This window comes from Maribacter aurantiacus, assembly GCF_005780245.1.
Classification (GTDB): Bacteria; Bacteroidota; Bacteroidia; order Flavobacteriales; family Flavobacteriaceae; genus Maribacter; species Maribacter flavus.
Window position 1 is genome coordinate 1 of sequence record NZ_VBUK01000004.1, and the last position, 13,585, is coordinate 13,585.

Below are 13,585 nucleotides of genomic sequence, written 5' to 3' on the forward strand. Positions count from 1 at the left end.
TCCATCATAGTTATCTTGCTAGTATTGTTTGATAATCTGAATTCAGTAGTATCGTTTTTTAGCTGACGCACAACGGTTGTATATAGTAACAAGTTACTATATTTCTATTTTACCCGGACTAATCTAATGGATTTTTAATGTTCTTAAAGGTATTTGTCGCCACATGGGTGTATATTTCCGTAGTCTTGCTGGATCCATGGCCTAAAAGTACTTGGATCTGCCTAAGATCTGTACCTGATTCCAAAAGATGGGTCGCAAAACTGTGCCGTAATATATGTGGGGTGACCGTATTTCTTATACCAGCCTTTTCTGCTGCTTTTTTGACGATGTTCAATACACTTTCTGCGGTATATTTCGATGCCTTCCTTCCCTCGAACAAATATTCCTGAGGTTTCCATTCTTTGTAATACAGACGAAGATCATCAAGTGTTGATTTTGATAATAGAGTATACCTGTCCTTATTACCTTTGGAACCTTCGACCCTGACCAGCATTCGCTTGCTATCTATATCGTTTATCTTTAAATTCAAAAGCTCACTTCGTCTAAGGCCTGAACCATACAAAAGTTTTACAATACATCGGTGCTTAAGATTATTGGTGTTCTCGATAATCGCAATGATATCTTCCTTGGAAATGACCTTCGGTAGCTTTGATTCTTTTCTAGGCCTTTCGATCTCATAAAAACGGTTGGGCATACCTAAAACTACCTCGTAATAGAATTTAATGGAGTTAATTGCCTGGTTCAGATAAGAATTGGATACCTTCTTCCGTATAAGACACTGTAAAAACGCCCTGATATCACTCTCGTCAATCGTATGTAGCTCTTTTTCCTTAAAATAGTTGATGAACATTTCAAAGAAGGATACGTAGGTCTTTACCGTACTAAACGAATATCGTTTTAACTCCAATTTCAATAGATATTCCTCGGGACAAAATCGGTAATCGGGAATCGGTTTTCTATTCCTGAACCAGGCTACATCCACGGTGTCGTTTCTGGTATGTATGGGTCTATTGGTAAAAAACCGATTGTAGTTTATCCAGACGACACCTTTGAACGTATTGAAAATGATTCCAAGATTGGCTTTGGTATTGGGTATGTAGGCCATGTTGTATTTATCGCTCCATTTAGGGTTTGGAAGACCTTTGATCAAGTTCTGAATAAGTCTATCGGGCAAAAACTTGATACCAATCATTTTACGATCGTCGATCATTAAATGGTACAGTGTTATGGATTTCATTTCGTTCATACAACAAGTTTATCGAAGTTTCGTAATTTGAGCGGTATATTATATCTATAATATGCGTTTGTAAATGACTGATTCAAAAAAATGTCCGGTTTGTGGTGCTTTGGTAAAAGGTAGGTCAGATAAGAAGTTCTGCTCCAAAAAATGTAAGTCCATAGACCAATATGAGCACAGGCAGAAAACGGAGACCTTTTACCTTAAGGTCGATAGACAATTGAAGATAAACAGGAGAATTTTAAAAAAGTACAACAAATCAGGATACACCATAATTAGGCAGGGCGAATTAATAGGGGAGGGATTCGACCCTAAGTATTTCACCCATTATTGGAAGAACAAAAAGGGTGACGTATATTTCTTTGTTTACGAATTTGGTTTTCTAAGGAAAAGCGAAAACGGAAAGGATAAATATGTCCTGGTCACATGGCAGGATTACATGGGAAGGAAATACGAACCCTAAATTTTTTCAGGAATCTTTTTCTGGACAGCAATACACCCAATTTTAGGCAGATTGTTCACAGCGACATTACGTGGATTTCGACTATTCAATTACAGTTCCAAGAAATATCATGTTTTGTGATAAAAGTTTAGGCGTTTTGGCAAGCTTCTTGTGGAAAATTCTTGTGTTAAGCCGATGTTGTCATGCGATTTTCCCGATATTTCAAATTCTTACGCCCCAACGACCCTCCCTTGGTGGAATTGGACGAACTTTATGCCAAGGCCATGTTGGAACTGTCCGTTGCTACCCGATTGGATTATTGCCAAAGGTTGCTTAACAGAAGCAAATTTGAACTCAAACAAATCCGTTGCAGGCAGAAAAGAAAACAGTTGGAAACCTTGATCAAGTCTACCCTCACGGAAATTTCTAAAATGGAAAGTACATCCAACCTACGGAGTACCACAATGGACTAGCAATTATTCCTTAATCAATTCCAATAAGGGCCGTTTTTAATAGGCCAACATGTAGGCAGTTTTAAATATTTAGATTAAGGTTTAAAATTACCCTTCTCAAGTTAATTTTTATTCTATCAATCCGCACCGTCCAACTTGGCGACATCAATAGTGAACTGCGCCACATTTCTTCCCTGGTCCGTTCCTACGGTAGCATCAAAAGTCCAATGGATGCCTCCATATACCCTGGAGATTGCGGCTTCTTCGGCCCATCCTCGAACAAGACCCGCCTTTTCTGGAAAAATATAGGCCAACACTTCTGAGGCGGCAGCTGAAAACACACTATGCCCAGAAGTATAACTGGGGAAATTAGGAGTACCCGCAATGGTCCTAAAACCAGGAATTGTTTGAATAGGTCTCGGATAATGGTAGTAATATTTAGCGTCCCAGCAACTTATGCCGGCATCCATAATCGCCATGTTCATATAGGCCATGGTGCGTGCGCTGCGTAATGGGTTCATTTTACTTTCCACTATAAATTCGTTCGCAAATCTGTTCCAATGTCCGGGGGGCGTATAGGTGCCCAGACCATCCTGCCAAAAATTTGCTATCGCCCTGCGCTCCTCTGTCATGTTATCGGCATAATTTTTTAATATTTCAACATCATCACGATACTCTTGGGAATCGAGAGGTGGAGGCGGAATTGGACGCACGCTTTCTACATCATCGATACTCCACATTTTAACTTTTCCGAACAACGGTGTCAAGCCTACCGGTCTTACGGGAAGTTCAAGATTTTCCCATTGCCAACCGAATCTTTCAAAGGCGGCTGCCTTAATGGAATCCGAAACGGCCTTTGGTGCTTGGGCATTTTTCATACCGTCGTTTGCAGCTCTTTCCAAGGCGATTTCCGATACCGTATTGGCAATGATGACCCCTGCGTCAATATCGCTTTGTACGTTACCTCCGGATAATAAAAGGCTTTGCAAATGTTCCTGTTCCATCTTCTCCAGATACTCGACCTCCAAAGGGAACATGGTGGAAAGTACATTTCTTGATACACGTGCCAATACGGCACCATCGGAAGGATAGGATGGAATGTCATTGGGTTCATAGGCGTAATTTATAGTTTCGTCCAGTTGATAGGGTGCAGGTCTGTTGTATTGATATTTGTAGTGCCATGCGGATATCAGGCCATCGAACTGTGCAACTGAAAGATAGGCCAGTGCCCTACTGGCATAAGGAGGATGGGAAAATGGGAATCCAGGAGGGCCATCCGGTGTGTTGGGGTTGGGCAATGTATAGGAATCATCATCGTTCGGCCCTGGAATCAAGTTGTACTTTGCGATCAGTTCCAATGCAATTTCGTTCCATCGTACCACGGCATTGTTGGTCCAGTATTCTACGGATCTGCGTTGATTGCCATCGATGTTGTCCATTTTGGATTTTATATCGGCTAACTCGGCCAAATATTCGGTCGATGTCGTTGCTTCTGGAGCCGCAATATCGATGGCGGTAGCCCCATCCAATAAAACGGGAACCCAACTGCCCCCATTCTCGTCATTGTTCGTATACGCATAACTTTTGAACTCTGTATATTGCGGAATATCCTTTTCACAGGAGTTGGCCAGAATCAACACCATAATTGCCCCGAAGAATATATATTTAGTTTTCATCCTCTATTTCTTTTTTGTCCTTTAAGTAATTGAATTGATAGGTAAGCCCAAATCCTGTGTTTGCCATTTTACCTGTGTTTCGCCCATTGACCACCCGGCTGTGGTAGGCTACGAGTCCCAGACCTTTGATCGAGGGGATATAGTATTGTACAAAGGCACCGATCCTCTCAAATTGCACTTTGTTGGTGGGTTGGGCCGCATTATAATCCCTTACATCATCACCACTAGTGGATTTGATTGCCGAGTAGCTTAATTCCGCCCTCAACGAATAGTTGAGGAACCACTTGCCTAAAATTCCCTCATAGTTCCATGCACTTGGAACATCCATGGTAGATGAATAATAACTGCCATTGTTATAGTAATAGTCCCTTTCGGCCTCCGTATAACCCCGCCATAGATAACCGCCCATACCTCTTACATATAAACCGCTGTCCCATTCATATTGTGCGATACCCCTCAGGGAAAACTCTGGCGCCCCAAAACCTAGACTATAGGGCATGTAATCGGAAAGGTAGTTGCTGGCCGGGGTCGAGAATCCAACGGTGGACAATAGGCTCAATGTTCCTTTTCCCAATTGCTTTTCCAAAGCCCTATACTTTAGTGCTGCCATAAAATCCTGGAAACCATTGGCACCTTCAAACCTACCACCATTGGGTTCGGAAGATTCCGTTTTTACATAAGGTAGGCCTATATATAGATTTAAGTCGCCAAGGATGCTGATAGCTGCCATGGGCAAGAAGGTGTTTCTATGTACCGTGGCAATGGTCTCATTACCTCTTAGATAATCCCCTTCCCAATATCGGTCGAACTGGCCCATGTCATAACTAAGTAATACACATGCATTTCTTGATGGCATCATCAATGCATCCGTAGGTGTTTGTGATAACAGATCGGAATGTGTAAAGAGGCTCAATGCCGTGAGCGTGAGTTGTAGAAAAAACCATTTTGGGTTAAAATCCATACAAGAGGATTTCTGCCAAAAACTGGTCCTAGAATTATTTTCCATATTTTTTAGTTGGTCGTTACAAGTTTAGCGATAGTAGGATTTGAGGTATAGCCCGTTAGGAAGGACCAACAAAATTACTTCACTATTGTTGGCGAAGATAGATAGGGAATCAATCCCAAAGGATTAATGAAAAATTAAAGAAGATTAAGTAGGCTTAATAGAAAGTTAATGGGGCAAGCAGAAGATTAATTTCGCCCCATAAAAGGTCATTAAGAGCTCATGTATTTTTGGATGGGCAAGTAGCCCCTACTATAATCTAAAATTTCGTTCATAGATATGGAGTATCGGACCGTGATAACTTAAGTACTCGCCGCGGCTCGGTCAAAACCTACGGTTTCCCTATAAATTTGAGGGGATACCTCCGCGTTTTTCTTAAAAAACCGACTAAAGTAATATTCGTCGTTATAACCTAGTTCAAAGGCAATTTCCTTCACCGTTTTATTAGTAAGATAAAGTTCCCTTTTCGCCTCAATGATGATGCGTTCCGATATCAAATCGGTCAAGGTCTTTTTAAAATGTGATTTCGTAAGCTTTGAAAGGGCCTTTGGTGTAATCGCCAACATATCCGCATAATCGCTCGCGGAGTGTTTTGTTCTGTAATGTGACTCTATATAGTTCTTTAGGTTCTGAAGAATATAGGGTTCCTCTTTGCTGAGAGTGGCTTCTTCCATTGCAGACTGTTGCTCCCTTTTAAGCCTTGATGCCGTAATCAAAAAAATTTTCAAATAGGACACCAGTAGTTCGTATTGGGCCAATGCGGACTTCTTGATTTCCTCCTTGAGTTGTTCAATGACCATTTCAAAATTTGTGGAGGTTTTTCCATCTAACAGGACAATGGGGGTGTCATAGATATTATTGAACAATACGCCATGACAGGCAACTTCTTGATGGTGCTTATGAATACAGAAAAAATCGGGATGAAATTGAATAACGATGCCCGTAAGACCCTCAGTAGATTTGAAGGAAAATGGTTGGTAGGGCGCAAAGGACAGTAACATATTCTCCTGAAATTCATATTCATGAAACTCAGAGGTTAATATACCCCTACCTTCTTGAACCCAAATAAGGGAATAATGGTTTAGTCTTTGGGTTTCCTCAAAAGGATTTTCCACTTCGAAAGGATGGATTTTAAGCGCTAAATTCCCGGATTTAGGTTCAATAAGGGTATAGATGTTCGTCGGTATCACAATTGGTTGAAGGTTTTATTATAGTTTTCTTTCGTTTTCTTCGATTTTTAGGTCATTGATACTAGCAAATCTTTTCTGCATAAGACCATTTTCATCAAATTCCCAAAGTTCATTTCCATATGCTCTGTACCATTGGTCGTATTTATCTTGAAATTCATACTCAAATCTAACGGCCATTCTATTTTCCTTAAAACCCCAAAGCTCTTTTTTCAGCTTATAGTGCTTTTCGGATTTCCATTTTTGGGTCAGGAATTCAACAATCTCTTTTCTTCCATTGATGAATTGTGTTCTATTTCTCCACTCGGAATCAACTGTGTACGCTTTGGAAACTTTTACAGGGTCTTTAGTATTCCAGGCATCCTCTGCCATTTGAACTTTAATTTTTGCCGTTTCCTCATTAAATGGTGGTAGTGGATATTTCTTGATGGTTTCAATTTCAGTTGCCATTTTTCTTTAGTGTTTTGTTATAAAAAATATTATTTAATTGGCATAGCTTTGAAAGCATACATTGCATACTTCCTTTGTAATGTTGTATTTAAGATACGTTCCTTTTAAATTTCGCTCTGCGTAGGATCTAACCCATCCTTTTCTTTGTTCCATAACTGTAGGATGCTCCGTTTTTTGGGCGTTGTAAAATTCGCCTCCATATTCCTGTCTTCCCCAGCAATTTGGACACACAAATTCCGGAGTTATACTTTTGGGAAAAGCAGGATTTTTACTAAAAAATTCTCGTATACTTTTTAACGCTTTCATTTTATTGATTTTGGAAATTTAATGGGAAGTACACTAGATAAATGCATACTTCCCATATATTTTATAAGGTTTCGGCCAAAGGGAAATCTACTGGCACGTTAGTTAGGTTGTGCAAATAGTTCATGGCTGTTTTATCACTTACCTGTAAAATGACGTCTACAAGATTTTCCTTCGTGTATCCTTGGGCAAAAAAGTATTCAACGGTTTCGTTATTTGCCTTACCGCGGTTCAAGGTAATATCGGCAGTCAATTTCACTAGGGCATCCAATTTGGGATTGTCGCTTTTTCCCTTTCTAATGTCCAATAATTGTGCATCATTAAAGCCGTTCATCTTACCCAAAACGGTATGTGCACTTTGGCAGTAAACACATTCATTTACCTGGCTAACAATCAGGTTAACGACCTCCTTTTCTTTATTGGTCAAAGAGGTCTTAGCGTTCTGATAGTCCAAATAACGTTTTAAACCATTATCTGAATAGGCTATGGTAGCATATAGATTGGGGACAAAGCCCAGAGCTTTGTTTAGATTGTTAAAAATCTCTTGATTGATGGGAGCTACATCTTCCCGTGTTGGAACCTTAAATTCCGTTGCAGTTACATTTTCCATGTGATTATAATTAAAATTGTATGTCATTATTGACATTGCAAAGTTTGGGAAGATGGGTATTGTTTAAAATGGACGATTTTCGCCAATGAATGGATGATTTTCCCAGTTTCGTACAAAAGAAGAGTTAGTCATTCTTTAGTTAAAATTTTAGCCCTCTATCGGTACAATAACTCCTATATTTCTAAAGCCAGTTAAAATCAAAACGACCTTGTGTCACAAGGTCGTTTTTAATTTATGATTAATGGATAACTATGTTTCTATATAGAGGATACTTCCTTGGTTTTTTGATTCCAAACTCCGGTTCCTGCAGTTTTAAAAGCAAAGGTTTCAAAATCTATGGCAGGTCTACCGAGTACTTTCGCAACATCATCTGAAACTTCCTGGTTTTCCGGATTTCCTAAAACTTCTTTGAACAAATACCCAAAAAGCCAAACATAAGAATCGGGCAGACCTGCTTTTCGCATACCCTCCTTAAATTCGTCGATAGATATGGGCACAAATTGAATATGTTTTTTGGATGCCTCGGCCATGATGCCAACGACCTCTTTAAAGGTTCTTTTTTGAGGTCCGGTAACGGTTATGGTCCGCCCATTATAGGAATCATCTAACAGCACTTTTGTGACCACATCGGCTATATCGTTGACGTCCACAAAAGGAATTCTTGCTTGAGGCATGGGTAATGCTACGGTCCCGTTCAAAATAAAATCCAGAAAGGCTCCTTCGCTGAAATTTTGGTTAAACCAGGAAGCCCTTACAAGGGTATAGTTGAGTCCGGAGTTGGCGACGATTTCTTCACAGGCTTCCGCTTCGGATTCTCCTTTACCCGAGAGTAGGACCACCTTTTCCAATCCCGCTTCTAAAGCTTTATCAGTAAGCGTCGTTATTGCATCTCTTGATCCTGGAACGGCAAGGTCGGGATAGTAAACGATATATGCCCTGTCCATGTCCTTTAGGGCATCATCGTAGGTCTCAGGATTTTCCCAATCAAAAGCTGGGGTCGTTTTTCTTCCGACAATCCTAACATTATGCCCAACTTGCATTAAATTTTCTGCTACGCGACGACCCGTTTTTCCAGATCCTCCAATTACTAAAATGTTCTCTGTTTTCATGTGTGTTCGTTTTAAAAATTGATATTATTTGCGTTTTAGGTGATTGAAATTTTTGATGATTTTCATTGATAATTTCCGATGCTTATTTTGCTACGCACCTTGGCATGCCAGTAAACATAGGTGGTGGCCATAAACTCCAGGCCAATGAACCAAAACCCGAAGTCGATAAAGAAATCGGCATAGGTACCTCCATAGGGCAATACGGTAAACGGCACGGTGATCAGCGCATCCAGAATTGCCGAAACACCAAAGAAAATGAGCCCTGCCCATAGACCGTGGAGAGTGACACCCTTTTTAAAATACAGTTTGGAACAAAACCAAACCACGGGAATAATGATTATGGATAGCCAAATGTTGGCCTGTTTTTCTGTATCCTCCAGAATGGGGAGATAAAAGGATAGTGCATATAAATTCACTCCAATTATCCAAATTAATATCCCAAAGCCAATAGTTCTAATTAGTTTCATGATCGCTCGTTTTTTGATTGATGATAGTTGATATGATATTTATTTGTTGACTATAATTCCTGTAAGCAATAAGATGAAAGAGAGCGTAGAACAAACTGTCCTGACCGTATGCCACTTGTTCCAAGGCTCTTCGAAGGTTTTTCGCAAATCTGCCAACTCCAGCTGGGTTGCTTTTTCCAGGACGGTAGTATCCAAGATTTCATTTAAGGGCACATTTTTGAAAACCGTGACAAGACCTATTCCAAAGAAGAACAGCAAAGCCGCTAGGATAAAGGACCAAAAGGTGGCCGGATGTGCGCTGCGATACAAAAATGCATTGACGAACAGCAGAATCACCGGGCCAAAAAAGACGATTAGAAAACTAGGGTTGATAATGGCCCGGTTCATGGCTTGGAACGATTGTAAGAAGCCGTAGTCATCCAATCTGCCAATACCCGGTGTTATGGCATTGGACCAGGTGAAACATAGACCTGCCGTTAATCCAGTAAATAAGATGCCTAACATCCATACGATGATTTTAAAGTTTACTTCCATTTTGATTTGTTTTAGGAGATGATATCCAGGTTAATAAGTCTTGATACTCGTTGGAGGTGAGTTTTATTTTCTTACCCTTGGGCATTCGCTTTTTGATAAAAACCTGGGTGTAAATGTCGTTGGTCCAGGTATCCATATTTTTGGGGGTAAACACACGTTTCTTGTTTCTTGTGTGATGACAGACATTGCATTTGTTCTCCAAGATTTGAAATGCTTGTTCTTTTGGATTCTTAAGAGGATACGCTTCGCCTAGGTTGTATACATCGACCAATGCATTTTGGTCCGTTGAACTGGTACTAATCGTCAGAAGGAATATGATTGCATGTTTTACTAGTGTTGTCATCCTTTTATCGAATCGTTAATTTGATGATACAAAGGTGCGTAGCGTTCAAAAGATTTTTTTGACACTTCAAGACAACAATTTGACAGTTTAAGCCAAAAGGGGAATGTTAGCTATTTTTGCGGAACTCTGTAGGAGTAAGGTCAGTCCATTTCTTAAATGCCCGATTAAATGCACTCTGCTCTGAGAAACCTGTTAAAAATGCAATTTCTCCAATGTTGTAGGCATTATCGCGTAACATTTCCTTTGCGAGATGTTCTTGGGTTTTTTTTACCAAATCACGATAGGTAACACCCGCTTCGGACAGTCTTCTGGTAAGGGTCCTATTGCTCATGGCCGTGAGATCACTTATATGGTGAATGCTTGGAATCCCAGTGGGGAGTGCATCTTTAATAAGTGCTTCAACATCCCGAACAAACTTATTACCCGCAATCTTGATACCTTTAGTCTCCTCATCAACTTGTTTTAACAGATATGCATTAATACTGGCGTCCGCCTTGGCGGTTCTTAGATTTAGATCAGCCGTTCTATAGCTAATGGAGTATTTGGGTTGGTTGAAGTGTATTTTGCACTTAAATGCATCATTGAAGCTACTCAAATCTTTGGGAAGGTCATGTTTAAAGCATACTTCTATGGGGGACAACACTTTTTCGGACATAGCCTGTGTGACGACTACCGTAGCCGCTAAACTAGCTTCGGAGGATAGTTGCATACCTCTTCTTGTCGCATCCCTATTGAGAATTATATGAGAAATCTCCCCTCCATTCTGGACTTCCCAATGATAGGTATTGGAGAGTAACTTAAAGTATCGCTCGCTGCGATCAAAAATCTCGCTCACCTTTGAACAGGTTCTCCATGATAACCCTAAGACACCATAATCATCCATTTTCATTTGCGCCCCAACCCTTATGGCAAAACCTGGGCTTAGTTTTTTATCAAGCAACTCGTGAGCCCTTAAATGTTCATCAGCGGATACAAATTTTAAATTATCGGCATCCTCAAGGGAAATGGGTAAATCTTCAATATCGGCCTCTGTCAAACCTTCCGCTATGGCGCAGTTAAGTATTTTTTTATAAAGATTGACAGAGAAGTATTTCATCAGTATCGTTCAGTAACTCCTATAGACTGTCATTATTTATTTTATTTACCGATGTTATCGGCATGAATTCCTACTATCTTGAAAGGCCGATGCGAGGTACTTCCGTAAATTGCCTTTTCGTCAATCTTCGGTAAACAAGTCCACATTGGGCCATTCGGTTCTGGTATCGATCTCGTTGTTGATGACGGATTGAACGGCATTTAAGATGGCCTCATAGTTTGTGCTCCGTTTGTTCATTACCACTGTGTAATTGAAGGTATCGTTATGTCTGCTCATGACGGAGGAGGTTCCCGGAAGCGACCCGGTATGGACCCAATTGAAGAAATTAAAATACGGCCGATTTAATCTGTTAGTTGGTAGAATATCCGGAACATTGGGTTTGCGGTCTATGTGCACAATAAACCTTGCCAAATCTTTGGCCGATGCAATCCACCCACCATGGGAGTCCATTCTGGTGACGTTCATGTTGTAAGGGCTAAAAGAACCTTCTGCACTTGGATAGTAAACCACTTCATTTTCAAACCTTTCCTCAAGGGTACTGCCTCCAATTTTCATTTCCGTAATACCCATGGGGGCAAGAATGTTCTCCTGAACATAGGTTTCGTAACTTACACTACTAGCCTTTTCAATAACCCTGCCCAAAACAGCGTATCCAAAATTTAGGTAGTAGTAGTTTGGTGTCTCGTCGATTCTTCGGTTATCGATCATTTCAGAAAAAAGTTCCTGGTAGGATAGGCTGGGGTCGTCGAACATAATGTCGTACGGGTCGTTGGTCCAACCGGACCTATGCTCGATAAGGTCGTTTACGGAAATGTCCAGTACGCCCGGGGAGTAGGGGAGTGTCCCATATTCCGTACCCAATATGCCCGATTCCCCAAATACCTTGCCGCCCAGGGATACTTGACCATCCTCACTGAGTTTGAGCATGCTGATAAAGGTGATAGGTTTTGAGATACTCGCAATCCTGAACAGGGAATTGTCCGCAACGGGAATTTGATTTTCTACATCTGAAAACCCAAAGGACTGTACATATACCAATTGTTCGTCCTTGGTTATGGCGACCTGGAGCCCGGGCACTTGATAGGTTTCCATAAAGGAAGTGATCTGGGCTTCAAAATTCTCAAAACTGATGGGTTCTTCCGCTACCATTTCTTCTTCCGTGACGGGTTCTTCCTCAGGTTCCTCGGTAATGGTATCCGTGGTGGTACCGGGGGTTTCCGTTTGGGTGGTTGGGGTGTCCTTAGTTTCTGAAGTTTTACTACAGCTTACTAATAAAATTAAACACCCTACTAAGACAAGATTCTTCATATCCTCTTTTTAATTGATTAGGTCTTCGTAGTTCCAGTGTATACAAGCTGGATGGGATTAAAAATGGGGGAAGCCTAAAAATAGTGAAAAAATATTCTTTGGGTCATCATTGTTCAATTGGTTGGTATTTGGGTTATCTGTAACCTAGGGATAAAGCTGTATTTGCATTTTTGGAAGAAAAATGAGCATACCATGTTTTAACCAATGCCTTCCGTTATGCACTTTTGGACAAACAGAACCACTTGAAAAAACAGTTCTGTAGGATAGATTTTGACTCAGAAAAAGAGACTTACGTGAAAAACGTATGACTTTTCGTATTCCTTTTGTAAAATTAGGGAAATCATGGACACAAAAAAACGGTTTGTGTATTCACAAACCGTTGATTTATAAAGGTTTTCACCTTGTAGCGAGAGAGGGACTTGAACCCTCGGCCTCCGGGTTATGAATTCGATACAAAACCCGTATTTACCGGGCTTTCCGGAGGTTGTTGTTCTTTTTTTCGCTAAAATCGTATGCCGCAGTGTGTGCTCTGATTTAACTCAAAATTTTAACCTAAAGTACGCATTTAAAAATAAAAATTGAGAAGATTTATTTTCCATGGTCTTTCTCTTGTTTCAAGGTTAAAATGAACCAAAGAAACTCTACTGAAAGTTGATTTAAAAGATAGTGAACAGAAGAATGAAAAAATAAAGTAAATCCTCCGTAGCTTCAGACCTTAAAAATTGGTAGGCCCTTTTCATTTGTGTTTTTACTGTATTTATTGAAATACCATTATTTTCGGCTATTTCTGCATAGCTCTGTCCGTTAATTACGTAAGAAACGAAAATTTGCTTTCTCTTCTCTGGCAGTTTATTGAGAAGCTCTTCAAGTCTTTCATCTCGTTTGGAAGGTGGGCAATCTATGTTGTATTCATTCTTCAAAGGAGTAAAATCCTTTAGTGCCTTATGCTCTTTGTCGACTTTCCTTAGTACTTGAATACTAAGGTTTTTAACAGACCTTATGGCGTATGCCTTGAAGGAAACATTTAATTCTATATTTTTTCGATTTTTCCAAAAGGAAAGAAAAAAGTCCTGTACCACATCTTTAGAAGCAGATTTATCTTTCAAAATACTAAGAGAGACCAAACAAAGAAAATCAAAATGTTCCTTGAACAAAATTTCCAATTCATCGATTTCCCTATGTAGTTTACTTTTCAAATGCCTGGCATTTATAGGATTTAGGAATTCTATTAATTAAATGAGTTATTAACTATTTAATAAGGTGTGTACTGTAAATATGACCTAAAAAACTTTATAAAATTATGAAATTAACAAAATAATCAAATTTTTTGTCACCCTAACGGATCATTTTTACAACATATAGAAAAGA

At 39.9% G+C, this 13,585-nt stretch carries 16 protein-coding genes; 2 read left to right on the forward strand and 14 right to left on the reverse strand.

All coding sequences use genetic code 11. The features are described 5' to 3' along the window. Nucleotides 1-118: 118 nt before the first annotated feature. Entirely contained in the window at nt 119-1,246 is a 1,128-nt protein-coding gene (gene xerA, locus FEK29_RS08500; RefSeq protein ID WP_240042700.1) for a site-specific tyrosine recombinase/integron integrase, read from the reverse strand. Nucleotides 1,247-1,310: 64 nt separating this feature from the next. Here xerA and FEK29_RS08505 point away from each other — a divergent pair, with 64 nt between their 5' ends. Together FEK29_RS08505 and FEK29_RS08510 are read left to right on the forward strand one after the other, a co-directional pair. Beyond that, on the forward strand, nt 1,311-1,700 hold the full coding sequence (locus FEK29_RS08505; protein ID WP_138258008.1) for a hypothetical protein: 390 nt from the start codon (nt 1,311-1,313) through the stop codon (nt 1,698-1,700). A 182-nt stretch (nt 1,701-1,882) separates the two neighbouring features. Continuing rightward, nucleotides 1,883-2,152 (forward strand): hypothetical protein, encoded by a 270-nt coding sequence (locus FEK29_RS08510; protein ID WP_138258009.1) that lies wholly within the window; start codon nt 1,883-1,885, stop codon nt 2,150-2,152. Nucleotides 2,153-2,268: 116 nt separating this feature from the next. Here the strand turns inward: FEK29_RS08510 and FEK29_RS08515 are convergent, their stop codons facing one another. From FEK29_RS08515 to FEK29_RS08575, 13 genes are all read right to left on the reverse strand, one after another. Then, complete coding sequence (locus FEK29_RS08515; RefSeq protein WP_138258010.1) at nt 2,269-3,807, reverse strand: phosphatase PAP2 family protein; 1,539 nt, start codon at nt 3,805-3,807, stop codon at nt 2,269-2,271. Beyond that, nucleotides 3,797-4,813 carry a transporter gene (locus tag FEK29_RS08520; protein WP_205123410.1) on the reverse strand — a complete coding sequence of 339 codons (1,017 nt, stop codon included), beginning with the start codon at nt 4,811-4,813 and terminating at the stop codon, nt 3,797-3,799. Before FEK29_RS08520 ends, FEK29_RS08515 begins: the two co-directional genes overlap by 11 nt. A gap of 299 nt (nt 4,814-5,112) precedes the next feature. Next, the gene (locus tag FEK29_RS08525; RefSeq protein WP_138258011.1) at nt 5,113-6,000 is read right to left on the reverse strand and encodes a helix-turn-helix domain-containing protein; all 888 of its coding nucleotides are present in this window, start codon (nt 5,998-6,000) and stop codon (nt 5,113-5,115) included. Between the two features lie 18 nt (nt 6,001-6,018). Continuing rightward, the gene (locus FEK29_RS08530; protein ID WP_138258012.1) at nt 6,019-6,447 is read right to left on the reverse strand and encodes a nuclear transport factor 2 family protein; all 429 of its coding nucleotides are present in this window, start codon (nt 6,445-6,447) and stop codon (nt 6,019-6,021) included. A 33-nt stretch (nt 6,448-6,480) separates the two neighbouring features. Next, the gene (locus tag FEK29_RS08535) at nt 6,481-6,753 is read right to left on the reverse strand and encodes a hypothetical protein (protein WP_138258013.1); all 273 of its coding nucleotides are present in this window, start codon (nt 6,751-6,753) and stop codon (nt 6,481-6,483) included. A gap of 61 nt (nt 6,754-6,814) precedes the next feature. After that, on the reverse strand, nt 6,815-7,360 hold the full coding sequence (locus FEK29_RS08540) for a carboxymuconolactone decarboxylase family protein (RefSeq protein WP_138258014.1): 546 nt from the start codon (nt 7,358-7,360) through the stop codon (nt 6,815-6,817). Nucleotides 7,361-7,617: 257 nt separating this feature from the next. Further along, nucleotides 7,618-8,469 carry an NmrA family NAD(P)-binding protein gene (locus FEK29_RS08545; protein WP_138258015.1) on the reverse strand — a complete coding sequence of 284 codons (852 nt, stop codon included), beginning with the start codon at nt 8,467-8,469 and terminating at the stop codon, nt 7,618-7,620. Nucleotides 8,470-8,531: 62 nt separating this feature from the next. Then, nucleotides 8,532-8,936 carry a DUF5367 family protein gene (locus tag FEK29_RS08550; protein ID WP_125223376.1) on the reverse strand — a complete coding sequence of 135 codons (405 nt, stop codon included), beginning with the start codon at nt 8,934-8,936 and terminating at the stop codon, nt 8,532-8,534. Nucleotides 8,937-8,975: 39 nt separating this feature from the next. After that, entirely contained in the window at nt 8,976-9,470 is a 495-nt protein-coding gene (locus FEK29_RS08555) for an anthrone oxygenase family protein (protein ID WP_138258016.1), read from the reverse strand. After that, nucleotides 9,454-9,813: a hypothetical protein gene (locus FEK29_RS08560; protein WP_138258017.1), complete on the reverse strand. Its 360-nt coding sequence runs from the start codon at nt 9,811-9,813 to the stop codon at nt 9,454-9,456. Before FEK29_RS08560 ends, FEK29_RS08555 begins: the two co-directional genes overlap by 17 nt. A 106-nt stretch (nt 9,814-9,919) precedes the next feature. Beyond that, entirely contained in the window at nt 9,920-10,909 is a 990-nt protein-coding gene (locus FEK29_RS08565) for an AraC family transcriptional regulator (protein WP_138258018.1), read from the reverse strand. A gap of 120 nt (nt 10,910-11,029) precedes the next feature. Beyond that, complete coding sequence (locus FEK29_RS08570; RefSeq protein WP_138258019.1) at nt 11,030-12,217, reverse strand: serine hydrolase domain-containing protein; 1,188 nt, start codon at nt 12,215-12,217, stop codon at nt 11,030-11,032. A 656-nt stretch (nt 12,218-12,873) separates the two neighbouring features. Then, nucleotides 12,874-13,413, reverse strand: coding sequence for a sigma-70 family RNA polymerase sigma factor (locus FEK29_RS08575; RefSeq protein ID WP_161595334.1), 540 nt, complete (start codon nt 13,411-13,413; stop codon nt 12,874-12,876). Between the last annotated feature and the right edge of the window lie 172 nt (nt 13,414-13,585).